This window comes from Mycolicibacillus trivialis (genome assembly GCF_002102395.1).
In the GTDB taxonomy this organism is placed as follows: Bacteria; Actinomycetota; Actinomycetes; order Mycobacteriales; family Mycobacteriaceae; genus Mycobacterium; species Mycobacterium triviale.
The window spans coordinates 239,643-252,453 of sequence record NZ_LQPZ01000017.1; the positions used below are offsets into that span (position 1 = coordinate 239,643).

At 68.3% G+C, this 12,811-nt stretch carries 11 protein-coding genes and 2 pseudogenes; 6 read left to right on the plus strand and 7 right to left on the minus strand.

Annotated elements, in window-relative coordinates; all coding sequences use genetic code 11:
* Nucleotides 1–3: 3 nt before the first annotated feature.
* Entirely contained in the window at nucleotides 4–981 is a 978-nt protein-coding gene (locus AWC30_RS08255) for an Rv1157c family protein (RefSeq protein ID WP_085109692.1), read from the minus strand.
* A 47-nt stretch (nucleotides 982–1,028) separates the two neighbouring features.
* Nucleotides 1,029–1,631 (minus strand): hypothetical protein, encoded by a 603-nt coding sequence (locus tag AWC30_RS08260; RefSeq protein WP_085109693.1) that lies wholly within the window; start codon nucleotides 1,629–1,631, stop codon nucleotides 1,029–1,031.
* A 110-nt stretch (nucleotides 1,632–1,741) separates the two neighbouring features.
* On the opposite strand from AWC30_RS08260, the gene AWC30_RS08265 reads away from it, so the two are divergent.
* Nucleotides 1,742–2,995 carry a mannosyltransferase gene (locus AWC30_RS08265; protein WP_085109694.1) on the plus strand — a complete coding sequence of 418 codons (1,254 nt, stop codon included), beginning with the start codon at nucleotides 1,742–1,744 and terminating at the stop codon, nucleotides 2,993–2,995.
* On the opposite strand, the gene AWC30_RS08270 is transcribed toward AWC30_RS08265, so the two are convergent.
* Nucleotides 2,982–3,266, minus strand: a complete 285-nt coding sequence (locus tag AWC30_RS08270) for a 4a-hydroxytetrahydrobiopterin dehydratase (protein ID WP_085109695.1) — start codon at nucleotides 3,264–3,266, stop codon at nucleotides 2,982–2,984. The two genes, AWC30_RS08265 and AWC30_RS08270, sit on opposite strands and share 14 nt — an antisense overlap.
* 34 nt (nucleotides 3,267–3,300) lie before the next feature.
* Between AWC30_RS08270 and AWC30_RS08275 the strand changes: the two genes are divergently transcribed.
* Nucleotides 3,301–3,702 (plus strand): (deoxy)nucleoside triphosphate pyrophosphohydrolase, encoded by a 402-nt coding sequence (locus tag AWC30_RS08275; RefSeq protein WP_085109696.1) that lies wholly within the window; start codon nucleotides 3,301–3,303, stop codon nucleotides 3,700–3,702.
* Here AWC30_RS08275 and modA read toward each other — a convergent pair.
* Genes modA through AWC30_RS08290 form a run of 3 tightly spaced genes read right to left on the minus strand, consistent with a single transcriptional unit; the run spans nucleotide 3,689 to nucleotide 6,899 of the window.
* Nucleotides 3,689–4,462: a molybdate ABC transporter substrate-binding protein gene (gene modA, locus AWC30_RS08280; protein ID WP_372507084.1), complete on the minus strand. Its 774-nt coding sequence runs from the start codon at nucleotides 4,460–4,462 to the stop codon at nucleotides 3,689–3,691. The genes AWC30_RS08275 and modA overlap by 14 nt on opposite strands.
* Nucleotides 4,459–5,487: a phosphogluconate dehydrogenase (NAD(+)-dependent, decarboxylating) gene (gene gnd / locus AWC30_RS08285; RefSeq protein WP_085109698.1), complete on the minus strand. Its 1,029-nt coding sequence runs from the start codon at nucleotides 5,485–5,487 to the stop codon at nucleotides 4,459–4,461. Before gnd ends, modA begins: the two co-directional genes overlap by 4 nt.
* A gap of 23 nt (nucleotides 5,488–5,510) precedes the next feature.
* Nucleotides 5,511–6,899: a glucose-6-phosphate dehydrogenase gene (locus AWC30_RS08290; protein ID WP_264000179.1), complete on the minus strand. Its 1,389-nt coding sequence runs from the start codon at nucleotides 6,897–6,899 to the stop codon at nucleotides 5,511–5,513.
* 245 nt (nucleotides 6,900–7,144) lie between these two features.
* Here AWC30_RS08290 and typA point away from each other — a divergent pair, with 245 nt between their 5' ends.
* Together typA and AWC30_RS08300 are read left to right on the plus strand one after the other, a co-directional pair.
* Entirely contained in the window at nucleotides 7,145–9,034 is a 1,890-nt protein-coding gene (gene typA / locus AWC30_RS08295) for a translational GTPase TypA (RefSeq protein ID WP_085109733.1), read from the plus strand.
* A gap of 265 nt (nucleotides 9,035–9,299) precedes the next feature.
* The gene (locus tag AWC30_RS08300; RefSeq protein ID WP_085109699.1) at nucleotides 9,300–10,400 is read left to right on the plus strand and encodes an NAD(P)-dependent alcohol dehydrogenase; all 1,101 of its coding nucleotides are present in this window, start codon (nucleotides 9,300–9,302) and stop codon (nucleotides 10,398–10,400) included.
* Between the two features lie 233 nt (nucleotides 10,401–10,633).
* On the opposite strand, the gene AWC30_RS08305 is transcribed toward AWC30_RS08300, so the two are convergent.
* A complete protein-coding gene (locus AWC30_RS08305; RefSeq protein WP_085109700.1) occupies nucleotides 10,634–11,740 on the minus strand; it encodes an AraC family transcriptional regulator in 1,107 nt (368 codons plus the stop codon).
* Between the two features lie 316 nt (nucleotides 11,741–12,056).
* Here AWC30_RS08305 and AWC30_RS08310 point away from each other — a divergent pair.
* Together AWC30_RS08310 and AWC30_RS08315 are read left to right on the plus strand one after the other, a co-directional pair.
* Nucleotides 12,057–12,341: pseudogene (locus AWC30_RS08310) on the plus strand (IS1380 family transposase); the annotation flags it as partial.
* A 74-nt stretch (nucleotides 12,342–12,415) separates the two neighbouring features.
* Nucleotides 12,416–12,811 (plus strand): annotated as a pseudogene (locus AWC30_RS08315) (helix-turn-helix domain-containing protein); the annotation flags it as partial.

The window sequence follows — 12,811 nt, forward strand, 5'->3', positions numbered from 1 at the left end:
CGGTCAGGGCACCACCGTCGCGCCGATGGTCGGCATGAACTGGCACTGCTTGTCCTTGGTGGTGACCTGGCCGAAGATCGTCGACATCACGCTGCCCGAGCCGGTGTCGACGATCGCCGTCAGCGTGGTCGGGCCCTCGGGGTTGATGTCGTCGCGCGGCGTGAGCGCGACGGTGCCCGACTTGCCGGTGGTCAGGTTGACCCAGGTGACGTTCAGCGGCAGTTTCTGCTTCTCCGCCGGCCCCGGTGTGCCCACCGCGGTGAACACGTACGCGGTCTGGCCCGGCCCCGGCCCGGGAGTCGGGATCTTCGCCGGCCCGGCCACCGACAGCGCGCTGGCGATGACGTTGCCGCCGTCGGCCAGGCAGTCGGTGCCGATGGAGGGGTACATGAACTCCTGGGTCGGCGGGGCGTCTGGGCCGAAGTCGGGGTTCGCGGCGGCCTCGGCCGCGGCGGGCTCGACCGCCGGCACGTCACCCGGTGCCTCACCGGGTTCGGCCGGCGGGGCCGCGGCCGGCGCGTCGGCCGGCCCGGGCGGAGTGGGCTTGGCGGCCATCGCGTGCGGCTTCTCGATCGGCACCGGGCCGACGGCGTTGGCCGGGTTGACCCCGGTGGGCAGGTGCGCCTGCGCCCCGGGCTCCACCCCCGCCGCCGCCGGCATGTGCGCGACCGGTTCGGCCTGCACGAAGTCGGCCACCGAATCGGCCACCTGCTTGGAGTCGGCGGGCGCATCGTTGTTGCCCTTGAACGCCGCGGCGGCGGCCATCAGCAACTGCACGGCACCCTCCGGGTCGGCGGCCGCCTGCTGGATCACCGGGCTCAGCTGCTCGATGGCCGGCAAGCCGGGCATCTGCGCGGCCGAGGCCGGGTCGGCCGGCGGTGCGGCCGGGTCGGCCACCGCGGTGGTGGCCAGTGTCAGCGCCGTCGTCGAGGCGATGGCCACGGCGGCGATGCCGGTCGTCAGGTGCGAAGTCCGTGCCACGATCTACTCCCGTGTTCGGTGGTGGGTGGGGGTGGAGTTCGGTCGGGTCAGGGCAGCGCGGAGACCGGCATCAGGCTGGCCATGTCCGGCACCAGACCGGCGACCGGCGAGGTCGCGACCGGGCTGGTCACCGGGGCGACGCCGGGCGCGGTGCCCACGGCGCCCGGGGTGGTCGCGGCGGGCAGGCCGCCGGGCAGCAGCGAGGTGAAGTCGCCGGGCAGCGACACCTGCTGGGGCAGCGGCACCGGCAAGCCCGGCACGTTGGGGATGTTGAACTGCGCGTTGGGCACCAGCTGGTTGGCACCGGTGACCGGGCTGGCCGGGGTGACCGGGTTGGTTGCGGTGATCCCGGGCAGCGGGCTGGCGGCCGCCGGCTGCGGGACGGCCGGGCCGGGCTGCGGCAGGTTGACGCTGGCGGTCGCGGTGGGCGGCTGCGGGGCGGGGGCGGTGGCCGGCAGCCCGGTGAGGTTCTGCAGCAGCTGCGGCGCGGCGGCCGGCACGCCGGCGAGGTGCTCCACGGCGGCCGGGCCGGGAACGGCCGGGTTGGGGGCCGGAGCGGTGTCGGCCTTGGCGATGCCGCCCATCAGCAGGGCGGCGGAGGATCCGGCCACGACGGCGGTGGCGGTGAGCAGGCTCCGGGTGAAGGACATGTGTGGTTCCCCAATTCGTTCGACGGCGTGTTCATCGCCGAACGTATTCCGTTGCAGGAGTTACTCAAGTGACACGTGTGGCATTTATTCAACCGTTACTGACGTGAGCGATGCCGGTGACCAAACCGATACTGACTAGAGTCGTGCGAATCGACGCCTCATCCGTGGCGCCCCGTCGCCAGCTCCCCCGATACGCCGCCCCGCTGTTGCTGGCGCTGAGCGTCTGCGCCCGGCTGGCCTGGACTTATCTGGTGCCGCACGGCACCAACTTCGTCGACCTGCACGTCTACATCGACGGTGCCGCCGCCCTCAACCACCCCGGCACGCTCTACGAGTACACCTACACCGAACAGACCCCGGACTTCTCGCTGCCGTTCACCTACCCGCCGTTCGCCGCGATCGTCTTCTATCCGCTGCACCTGGTGCCTTTCGGTGTCGTCGCCCTGGGCTGGCAGCTGGGCGTCATCGCCGCGCTCTACGGCGTGGTCCGCGTCAGCCAGCGGCTCCTGGGCATCACCGGCGCCCGGCGTGTCGCGATGCTGTGGACGGCGGTAGGCATCTGGACCGAGCCGGTGCGCAGTGCCTTGAACTACGGCCAGATCAACATGCTGCTGGCGCTCGCGGTGCTGGTGGCGGTCTGCAGCGCGCGCTGGTGGCTCTCCGGGCTGCTGCTCGGGTTGACGACCGGCATCAAGCTGACCCCCGCGGTCGCCGGGCTGTATTTCCTGGGCGTGCGGCGCTGGGCGACGGTGGCGTTCGCCGCGGTGGTCTTCGCCGCCACCATCGCGGTGTCCTACCTGGTCGTCGGCGACACCGTCGGCTACTACTTCACCGAACTGCTCGGCGACGCCAACCGGATCGGCCCGGTCGCCACCATCTTCAACCAGTCCTGGCGCGGCGGGCTGTCCCGCATCCTGGGCTACGACGTCGGGCACGGCCCGCTGCTGCTGGGTGCGATCGCCGCGACCGCCGTGTTGGCTTGGCTGGCCTGGCGGGCGCTGCGCACCGCCGGCGGCGCACCCGACCGGCTCGGTCTGCTGCTGGTGGTCGAACTCTTCGGACTGTTGGCCTCACCGATCTCGTGGACCCACCACTGGGTCTGGCTGGTTCCGTTGATGATCTGGCTGATCCACGGCCCGCTGCGTGACCGGCCCGGTGCCCGTCTCCTCGGCTGGGGCTGGCTGGCACTCACGCTGATCGGGGTGCCGTGGCTGTTGGGCTTCGCGCAGCCGTCGATCTGGGATATCAGCCGACCCTGGTACCTGGCGTGGCCGGCGCTGGTCTACCTGGTGGCGGCCCTGATCACCCTGGCCTGGATCGCGGTCGCCGGCCGGCGCACCACGGCGCCGATCAGTTCTCGATGATGCCGCTGATGTCGCGTGCCATCGCGACGTCCTTGTCGGTGATCCCGCCCTCCGAATGCGTCACCAACGCGAACGACACGGTGCGCCAACGGATATCGATGTCGGGATGATGGTCCTGGCTCTCGGCGTGCTCGCCGACGCGGCGCACCGCATCGATGCCGGCCAGAAACGACGGAAACTTCTTCGAGAGTCGCAGGGCACCGTCGGCGTGCTCCCAGCCGGGAAGCTCGGGCAACGCCGCGGCGACCTGCTCATCGGTTAACACAGCCATCCCTCGACGATAGGCCGGTATAACGTCCTTCGCTATGACGGAACAGATCGTGGTGGCTGCAGCGGTCATCCGCAAGGCCACGCTGCTGGTGGCCCAGCGGGTGCGGCCACCCGAGTTGGCCGGCCGTTGGGAACTGCCCGGCGGCAAGGTCGGCCCCGGCGAGACCGAGCCCGCCGCGCTGGCCCGCGAACTCGCCGAGGAACTCGGCGTCGATGTCGATGACGTCACCGTCGGGGAGCGTCTCGGCGCCGACGTGGCCCTATCGGCCACCACGACACTGCGCGCCTACCGGGTGCTTCTCCGCGGTGGGGAGCCGCGCGCTTGTGATCACGGCGCACTGCGCTGGGTGCGTGCCGCGGATCTGCCCCACGTCGACTGGGTGCCCGCCGACCGCGAATGGCTCGACGACCTGGCACGCGCGCTCAACGCGGACTGAGCCCGGAGGCCGACGCCCGGGCGAAGCCGGCTTCCCGCAGAATCTCCTGCCCGTCCCCGTCGGTGACCATCTCGACGAAGCGCCGGGCGAGCTCGTCGCGGGTCGAATCCCGCAGCACCGCGATCGGATAGTGGGTGACCGCCTCGGCCGCCGCCGGAAACGTCACCGTGTCGACCTTGTCCCCGGCGGCGATCGCGTCGGTGATGTTGACCAGACCGGCGTCGGCCTGGCCGGTGACCACCTTGTTGAGCACGTCCTCGACGTCGGGTTCCTCGCTGACCGGGTCGAGGTGAACACCGGTGAGGTCCTCGACCCGGCGGGTCGCGACACCGCACGGCATCGGTGGCGGGCTGACCACCACCGCCACCCCGGGGCGGGCCAGGTCGGCGAACGCCTCGATGTGCTTCGGGTTGCCCGGGGCGGTCACGATCACCAGCGTGTTGGACGCGAAGGTGACCGGGTCGCCGACAGTGAGGCCGGCGTCGGTCACCCGGTGCATCTGGGCGGTGTCGGCGGAGGCGAAGACGTCGGCGCCGGCACCCTCGATCAGTTGGGTAGCCAGGTCGGCCGCGCCGCCAAAGTTGAGGTCCACGGCGGCGCCGGGGTTCTGCTGCTGGAATCGGTCGGCGATCGCGGTGAACGTCGGGCGCAGTGAGGCGGCCGCGTAGACGACCACGGCCGAGTTCGACGACCCCGGCGCGCAGCCGCTCAGGCCGGCGGCCACCAGCAGCACCGCCGCCATCGCGGCGGAGCGTCTCACAGGCCGGCAGCCGGTTTCTCGTCGTGCCCGCCGAACTGTTTGCGCATCGCCGAGAGCGCCTTGTCGGCGAACTCGTCGAGGTTGCGCGAGGAGAACCGCGAGCCCAGAGCCGCGGTGATCACCGGTGCGGGCACGCCCTCTTCGATCGCGGCGATCGCCGTCCAGCGGCCCTCGCCGGAATCGGAGACCCGACCGGCGAACTTCGCCAGGTCGGGGGACTCCACCAACGCGGCAGCGGTGAGATCGACCAGCCACGAACCGATCACGCTGCCGCGCCGCCACACCTCGGCGACCTCCGCCAGATCCAGGTCGTAGCGGTAGTACTCGGGATGAGCCAACGGCGCGGTCTCGGCGTCGGAGCTGGCCTGGTCGTCGGCGCCGATGTTGGCGCGGTGCAAGATGTTGAGGCCCTCGGAGATGGCGGCCATCATCCCGTACTCGATGCCGTTGTGCACCATCTTCACGAAATGCCCTGCGCCACTGGGGCCGCAGTGCAGATAGCCGTGCTCGGCGGGGGTCGGCTCGCCGTCGCGACCCGGGGTCCGCTCGGCGGCGTCCACGCCCGGCGCCAGCGACGCGAAGACGGGTTCGACGGTGGCCACCGCGTCCGCGTCCCCACCGATCATCAGGCTGTAACCGCGCTCGAGCCCCCACACCCCGCCGCTGGTGCCGCAGTCGAGCAACCGGATGCCCCGTTCGGCCAACTGCTCGGCGTGGCGGATGTCGTCGCGGTAGTAGGAGTTGCCGCCGTCGATGACGATGTCGCCGGAGTCGAGGGTCTCGGCGAGTTCGTCGATCACCGAATCGGTGATCGAGCCGGCGGGCACCATCACCCAGACCGCCCGGGGAGCGGTCAGCTTGTCCTTGAGTTCGGCCAGCGAGCCCACCCCGACCGCACCCTCGCCCACCAGGGTCTCGACGGCATCGCGGTTACGGTCGAAGACCACGCACTCATGGCCGTCGCGCATCGCCCGGCGCACCAGGTTGGCGCCCATCCGGCCCAGGCCGATCATCCCCAACTGCATCGCGTTGTCCTCTCTCTCGTCGGTCAGGAGTCGGCCAGCCACGGCTGCTGCCAGCCCGGATACCCGCGCACCAGCTTGTTCGCCTCGTCCGGGCCCCAGGAGCCGCGCTCATAGCGGTGCACCGCGGGCGGATCATCGAGCAGCGGCTGGACGATCCGCCAGGTCTCCTCGACCGCGTCCTCGCGGGCGAAGAGGCGCCGGTCGCCGTGCAGCGCGTCGTGCAGCAGCCGTTCGTAGGGCAGCAGGAGCTCGCCGAGCTGCTCGGCGAACAGGGTGTCCAGGTGCACCGGGTGCAGCGCGTCCTTGCCGAGTGCGGAGATCTGCAGCCGCAGACCGGGATCGGGGTCGATGCGCAACACGATCTGGTTGGGGGCGGCCTGCGCGGGTTTGGGCAGGAACGGCAGTGGGGGAGTGCGACGCAGGAACAGTCGAACCTCGGTGACCTTGTGCGGCAAGCCTTTACCGGCGCGCACGAAGACCGGAACGCCGTACCAGCGCCAATTGTCGATCTGCAGCCGCAGCGCGGTGTACGTCTCGGTCTCGGAGTCCGCGGCCACACCAGGCACGTCGGCGTAGCCGTCGTACTGACCGCGCACGTAGTGGGCGACGTCGATCGGGGGGATGGCGCGGAAGACCTCGACCTTCTTGTCGCGCAGCTCGTTGCCGCCGGCCGAGGTCGGCGGTTCCATCGCCACCAGGGCGAGCACCTGCAGCAGGTGGTTCTGCACGACGTCGCGCAGCGCCCCGACCGCGTCGTAGAAGCTGCCGCGGTCCTCCACCCCGAAGTCCTCGGCCATGGTGATCTGGATGGCCGACACGCTGCGCCGGTCCCACACCTCGGAGAGGGCGGTGTTGGCGAACCGCAGGTACTCCAGCTCGATGACGGGTTCCTTGCCCAGGAAGTGGTCCACCCGCAGGATCTGCTCCTCGTCGAGCACCCGGTGCAGCCGGTCGTTGAGCCGGCGCGCCGACTCGAGGTCGTCGCCGAAGGGCTTCTCCACCGCCACCCGCGCGTTGCCGGCCAGCCCCGCCTTACCGAGCTGCTCGACGATCGGACCGAACAGGGCCGGCGGCATCTCCAGGTAGTACAGCGGCTGTTCGGCGTCACCGACCTTCTCCGCCAACTGCCGGTAGAGGCCGGCGTCGGTCACATCGCCGTGCAGGTAGGAGAAACGCTGCGCCAGCCGGTCGAACACGTCGTCCTCGACGCTGCCCTCGGTGGCGGTGATCGCCTCGCGGGCCCGCGACATCAACTCCGCCACGCTGATGTCGTCGGCCGCCACCCCGAGGATCGGGCAGGTCAGCAGCTTGCGTCGCTCCAGCCGGTACAGCGCGCGAAACGTCATCTTGCGGGCCAGATCCCCGGTGATGCCGAAAATCACCATCAGATCCGCGGTACGCGCCTGGGTCACCGGCGATTCCCTTCCCGCCGCCTCGGGAACGCGGCGCAATGCTGCTCGGTTCAGGATGGGGCTGGCCCCCAATCTGCCAGTCGGCACCTGATCCCGCCAGGGTGGTCGGGCCCGCCGGGCGCCCACTCCCAGGACAATCACAGGGCGGCGAGGCGCCGGAACCCCGCGCGACCAGCGGTGAGAAGTACGTCACCGGGGCCGGTCTCGGTTTCGCGATCACCGCGTCGCGCTGGCAGAATCGGCCGGTGCAGTTCCGCAATGTCGCCATCGTCGCCCACGTCGACCACGGCAAGACCACCCTCGTCGACGCCATGCTGCGCCAGTCCGGCGCGCTGGCCGCCGAACGCGGCGAGGCCACCGAGCGGGTGATGGACTCCGGTGACCTGGAACGCGAAAAGGGCATCACGATCCTGGCCAAGAACACCGCGGTGCACCGCCACCACGCCGACGGCAGCGTCACCGTCATCAACGTGATCGACACCCCCGGTCACGCCGATTTCGGCGGCGAGGTCGAACGCGGCCTGTCGATGGTCGACGGGGTGCTGTTGCTGGTCGACGCGTCCGAAGGGCCGCTGCCGCAGACCCGGTTCGTGCTGCGCAAAGCGCTGGCCGCGCACCTCCCGGTGATCCTGGTGGTCAACAAGACCGACCGGCCCGACGCGCGGATCGAGGAGGTCGTCGAGGCCAGCCACGATCTGCTGCTCGATGTGGCCGCCGACCTCGACGAGGCCGCGCAGCAGGCCGCCGAGCACGCGCTGGGGCTGCCGACCCTGTACGCCTCCGGGCGTGCCGGGATCGCGGCCACCGTCGCCCCGCCCAACGGTCAGGTGCCCGAGGGCGACAACCTCGACCCGCTGTTCGAGTTGCTCTTCGAGCACGTCCCGCCGCCGTCGGGTGACCCCGAGGCGCCGCTGCAGGCGCTGGTCACCAACCTCGACGCCTCCAGCTTCCTGGGCCGGCTGGCGCTGATCCGCATCGCCAACGGCCGCATCCGCAAGGGCCAGCAGGTGGCCTGGATCCGCGAGGTCGACGGCGCCGAGACGACCACCAGCGCCAAGATCACCGAACTGCTGGTCACCGAGGGCGTCGAGCGCACCCCCACCGAGGAGGCGGTCGCCGGGGACATCGTCGCCGTGGCCGGCATCCCCGACATCATGATCGGCGACACGCTGGCCGACCCGACGGCTCCCGTGGCGCTGCCGCGCATCACCGTCGACGAGCCGGCGATCTCGGTGACCATCGGCACCAACACCTCGCCGCTGGCCGGGAAGGTCTCCGGGCACAAGCTCACCGCCCGGATGGTCAAGAACCGCCTGGACGCCGAACTGGTCGGCAACGTCTCGATCCGGGTGGTCGACATCGGCCGCCCCGACGCCTGGGAGGTGCAGGGCCGCGGGGAGCTGGCGCTGGCCATCCTGGTCGAACAGATGCGCCGGGAGGGCTTCGAGCTGACCGTCGGCAAACCGCAGGTGGTGACCAAAACCGTCGACGGCACGCTGCACGAGCCGTTCGAGCAGCTCACCGTGGACTGCCCGGAGGAGTACGTCGGCGCCATCACCCAGCTGGCCGCCGCCCGCAAGGGCCGGATGACCGAGATGACCAACCACACCAGCGGCTGGGTGCGGATGGAGTTCACCATCCCCAGCCGCGGGCTGATCGGATGGCGCACCGAGTTCATGACCGAGACCCGCGGCACCGGCATCGCCAACGCGGTGTTCGACGGCTACCACCCGTGGGCCGGGGACTTCCGGGCCCGGCACAGCGGGTCGCTGGTCAGTGACCGCTCGGGCACCATCACCCCGTTCGCGCTGCTGCAACTGGCCGACCGGGGCACGTTCTTCGTCGAACCCGGACAGGACACCTACGAGGGGATGGTGGCCGGGATCAATCCGCGGGCCGAGGACCTGGACATCAACGTCACTCGGGAGAAGAAGCTGACCAACATGCGCTCGTCGACCGCCGATGTCATCGAGACGCTGGCCAAGCCGATCGATTTGGACCTGGAGCAGGCGATGGAGTTCTGCGCGGTCGACGAGTGCGTCGAGGTCACCCCGGAGGTGGTGCGGGTGCGCAAGGTGGAGCTCTCCGCGACGGCGCGGGCGCGCAGCCGGTCGCGGGCCAAGGCGCGCGGTTGAGGAAATCCCCGAACTGAGTCGATGATCTGCTTGTGACCTCGAGGAGTCGTTCGGTCACCCCAGCACCCGGGTCGGCCAGGACGCGAAAAATGGTGAAACGCGACCAGTCGCCGCCGTGATCACAGTCCCACGAGGGCACATCGTCCGACGGTTTCGGTGTCTATCCCTTTCGTGGGGTTCACAACCGTCCGTTATGGAGACGCGCGGACCTGGCCCGGTCGGCGAGAATCGAAGGAGGTCAGAAAAAGAACAGAAGGGGCAAGTCATGCAGATTCTCGCCGCAGTGGTCGAGAGGGCGGGCGCGCCATTCACGTTGACCGAGGTGGACCTCCAGGCTGCCGAGGCGGACGAAGTTGTCGTGCAGATCGCGGGAGCCGGAATCTGTCACACCGACATCGCCGTCAGAGAGGGTCACCTTCCGTTCCCGTTGCCCGGGGTTTTGGGTCACGAGGGCAGCGGGACTGTGCTCTCGGTCGGCGCAGACGTGACAACTGTGGTCCCAGGCGACCATGTGGCGATCAGCTTCAACAGTTGCGCGAAATGCCCGCGCTGCGCCAGTAACGAGCCCGCTTACTGTCACCAGTTCATGGAATACAACTTCAGCGGCCAACGGACTGACGGCTCATCGGGGCTCAGTGCAGGTGGGACTGCACTGGGCTCCAATTATTTCGGTCAATCGTCGTTTGCCACGCATGCGATTGCGCGTGAGCGCAACGTAGTGAAGTTGGCGCCTGGAGTCCCCGCGGAACTCGCGGCACCCCTGGGATGCGGCATTCAGACCGGTGCCGGGTCGGTATTCAACTCGCTCGACGTTCAACCCGGTTCGACGGTCGTCATCGCCGGTGCGGGCTCGGTGGGGCTCGCTGCGATGCTGGCAGCCGTTGTTCGCCAGGCCGAATACATCGTGGTCATCGAACCTCTCCAGAGCAGGAGAAACTTGGCACTCGACCTCGGTGCCACCCATGTGATCGATCCCGGCACAGGCGATCTCGTCACACAGGTTCGAAATATTGCTCCCGGTGGCGTCGATTATGCGCTCGATACCACCGCAGTCGCTTCCGTCGCCGAACAACTCGCCGCGACCCTTGGGGTACGCGGCGTGCTGGGCCTGCTCGGTGTTCCCGCGGACCCCCAATCAGCCTTTTCGATCGGATTGTTCCAGGTTCCGCTGCTCGGACTGACCGTCCGGGGGATCGTCGAGGGCGACGCCGATCCCCAAACGTTCATCCCCTACCTGCTCGATCTTTATAAGGCGGGCAAATTTCCCTACGACAAGTTGATCACCATGATGCCGTTCAGTGAGATCAACGAGGCCATCTCCGCCCAAGCACGCGGCGATGTCGTGAAGGTTGTGCTTACTCCCTAAGGGCCCCGGGATAGGACGCTATGACGTTGGCGGGCCGGGGCGTCTCGTCTCTGACGGGGTCGAGGAACCGCTGCTGGTTCAGCCCGGTGCAGGAGGGGCGCCGTTGGACGGACCGCATGCTGGTCACGATGGCAGAGAGATTGAGGTGCCGCGCGGTCCGACGTGCTGGCTACTTGTGTTCCCGGCGTAGGAGTTCCATTCGGTGGCCTTGGATGGTCATAACCGCGGCGTGGCTAACCGGCGTCGGTTGCCGGCGGTCGTAATTTGTCGGCGAGACGTTCACGGTAGGAAGAGGGGCTGTGTCCCGTCCACCGTTTGAATGCCCGCGTAAACGCTCGGGTTTCGCCGTAGCCGACCAGCTCTCCGATCTGTTGCACCGGCATCGAGCTGCCGAGGAGCCGTTGGACGGCGAGGTCGCGGCGGATGCTGGCCATGATCTCCCGATACGAGGTTGACTCGTCGCGGAGCCTGCGCCGCAGCGTAGGCTCCGACATGTTCATTTGGTGTGCCACCGAGCTGAGGGGAGGGAAGACGAGCGGCAGGTCTCGGGTGCCCAGCAGTGTTGTTCTGACTCGCCGTGCGACGCTGAACTCATCGGCGGGCGACGACATGAAGCCGAGCGGAGCCGCAGCGAGGAACCGTTTGAGTTCAGATCGGGTGCGGACAATTGGCCGTTGCAAAAACGCGCGTTCGAAGACTATCGATGTGGCCGCGCTGTCAAAGTGTTGTGGGCACGGGAAGATGTATTTCAGTTCGTCCGCGTATTCGTTCGGCCTCGGGTAGTCGAACGTCGCCGCCACCAGCGGGGGTAGTGCCCCGGCCAGCCACCCCACGAGCCGGTACCAGATCGTCGCCCAGAATTCGATGAAGTAATGGTTGGGGTCGAGCTCCGTGCACGCGAATTCGATCCGCATGCTGAGGCAATTCTCATCGCCGTCGAGTGTCATCGCCATCGCATCGGTGACAAGGTGATAGAACAGCGTCCCCTTGCGGAGTGCCGATTCCAGCGAAGGTTCATTGATGATCCCGTAGGCCATCAGGGCGAATGTCCCGGGGCGTGCCGGTCGCCCGAGGAAGCCCATGAACTCGTCGTCGAGGGAATACCACATCAACTGAACGAGACGGGCGAGCAGGACCACGTCGCCGCGCCAGGCCGGGTCGAAGACTTGCTTGCTGTCGAGGCCGATCTCCGCCAGGAGCATGTCGGGGTCGATGCCATGACGTTCGGCACTTCTAATGGTCTCTTGGAAGTAATATGCGCATGACGTCGCCATGGTTTCGCAAGCTTCCTTCAGCTGTGTCGGGATGAGGGACCGCCTGGTGGCCAGTCGCTGGATCATTGCCGTTGGTGGGTCTTAGTTCACTGTAGGGCGAACTCGGCTCGAGTGGTCCCGACCGTGGGCGGAATGCAGCCGGTTGGTGGCGTCGAAGGGTCGCCGGCCTCGCGATCTCCGAGGCCTTCCACAGGAAGCTGAATGGGTAGTCGTTGATCGGTTTCGCGCGCGGTCGGCCGGCACCGTGAAAGGCCCGCCTCAGCCTGAATCCATCGATGGAATGGTTGCCGAGTGTGTGTTGTAACAACAGAAGTGCCCTTTGACCTGGGAAAATCGGAGTTGCTGACACTTCGATCGTCCTGGTAGAAAGGGCACCTCTCAAGTGCAATTGTTGCATGCCGCGGGCAAGACTCACGCACGTTTTGATGACCCGAATCTCATGTCGCACGCGGGACTGGTGCCGGCGATGCGGTTGGCCGAGCTGGTCGGTCTGGAAAGGCTTGCTGCCCGCCATGTTCGGGTGAACGCCGAGGTGGGCGCGAACGCGGGGCTCAAGATCGGGTCGTTGATCGCGGGGATGGTCGCCGGCGCCGATGACATCGAGGGGATGGACCTGCTGCGCCACGGTGCGATCCCGGCCACCTTCGGCGGGATCCGCGCTCCCTCTGTCGGTTCCGGTCGAAAAGTGAGCAGGTGATTCCGGTCGAAAAGTGAGCACCCTTCGATTGGAGAGTGATCACTGTGGAGGATTGGGCCGAGATCCGCCGGTTGTATCGGTCGGAGAAGTTGTCGCAGGCTGCGATCGCGCGGGAGCTGGGACTGTCGCGAAACACCGTGGCCAAGGCGCTGCGCGCCGATGAGCCGCCGCGGTATGAGCGAGCGCCGGTGACGACGTCGGCGTGGGCGCAGATTGAGCCGGCGGTGCGAAATGTGCTGAGAAGTCATCCGAGGATGCCGGCGACGGTGATTGCTGAGCGGGTGCGCTGGGCCGGTGGGCATTCGTGGTTCAGCGAAAATGTGGCAAGGATTCGCCCGGAGTACGCGCCAACTGATCCGTGCGATCGGTTGGTGCATTTACCTGGTGAGCAAGTGCAGTGCGATCTGTGGTTCCCGGGTCAGTTGGTGCCCGACCACAGC

What these genes read in the sequence shown, in the direction of transcription:
- AWC30_RS08260 (WP_085109693.1), bottom strand. Translation starts at nt 1,631, where the DNA reads ATGTCCTTCACCCGGAGCCTGCTCACCGCCACCGCCGTCGTGGCCGGA.
- AWC30_RS08265 (WP_085109694.1), top strand. Translation starts at nt 1,742, where the DNA reads ATGCCGGTGACCAAACCGATACTGACTAGAGTCGTGCGAATCGACGCC.
- AWC30_RS08270 (WP_085109695.1), bottom strand. Translation starts at nt 3,266, where the DNA reads ATGGCTGTGTTAACCGATGAGCAGGTCGCCGCGGCGTTGCCCGAGCTT.
- AWC30_RS08275 (WP_085109696.1), top strand. Translation starts at nt 3,301, where the DNA reads ATGACGGAACAGATCGTGGTGGCTGCAGCGGTCATCCGCAAGGCCACG.
- gnd (WP_085109698.1), bottom strand. Translation starts at nt 5,487, where the DNA reads ATGCAGTTGGGGATGATCGGCCTGGGCCGGATGGGCGCCAACCTGGTG.
- AWC30_RS08300 (WP_085109699.1), top strand. Translation starts at nt 9,300, where the DNA reads ATGCAGATTCTCGCCGCAGTGGTCGAGAGGGCGGGCGCGCCATTCACG.
- AWC30_RS08305 (WP_085109700.1), bottom strand. Translation starts at nt 11,740, where the DNA reads ATGATCCAGCGACTGGCCACCAGGCGGTCCCTCATCCCGACACAGCTG.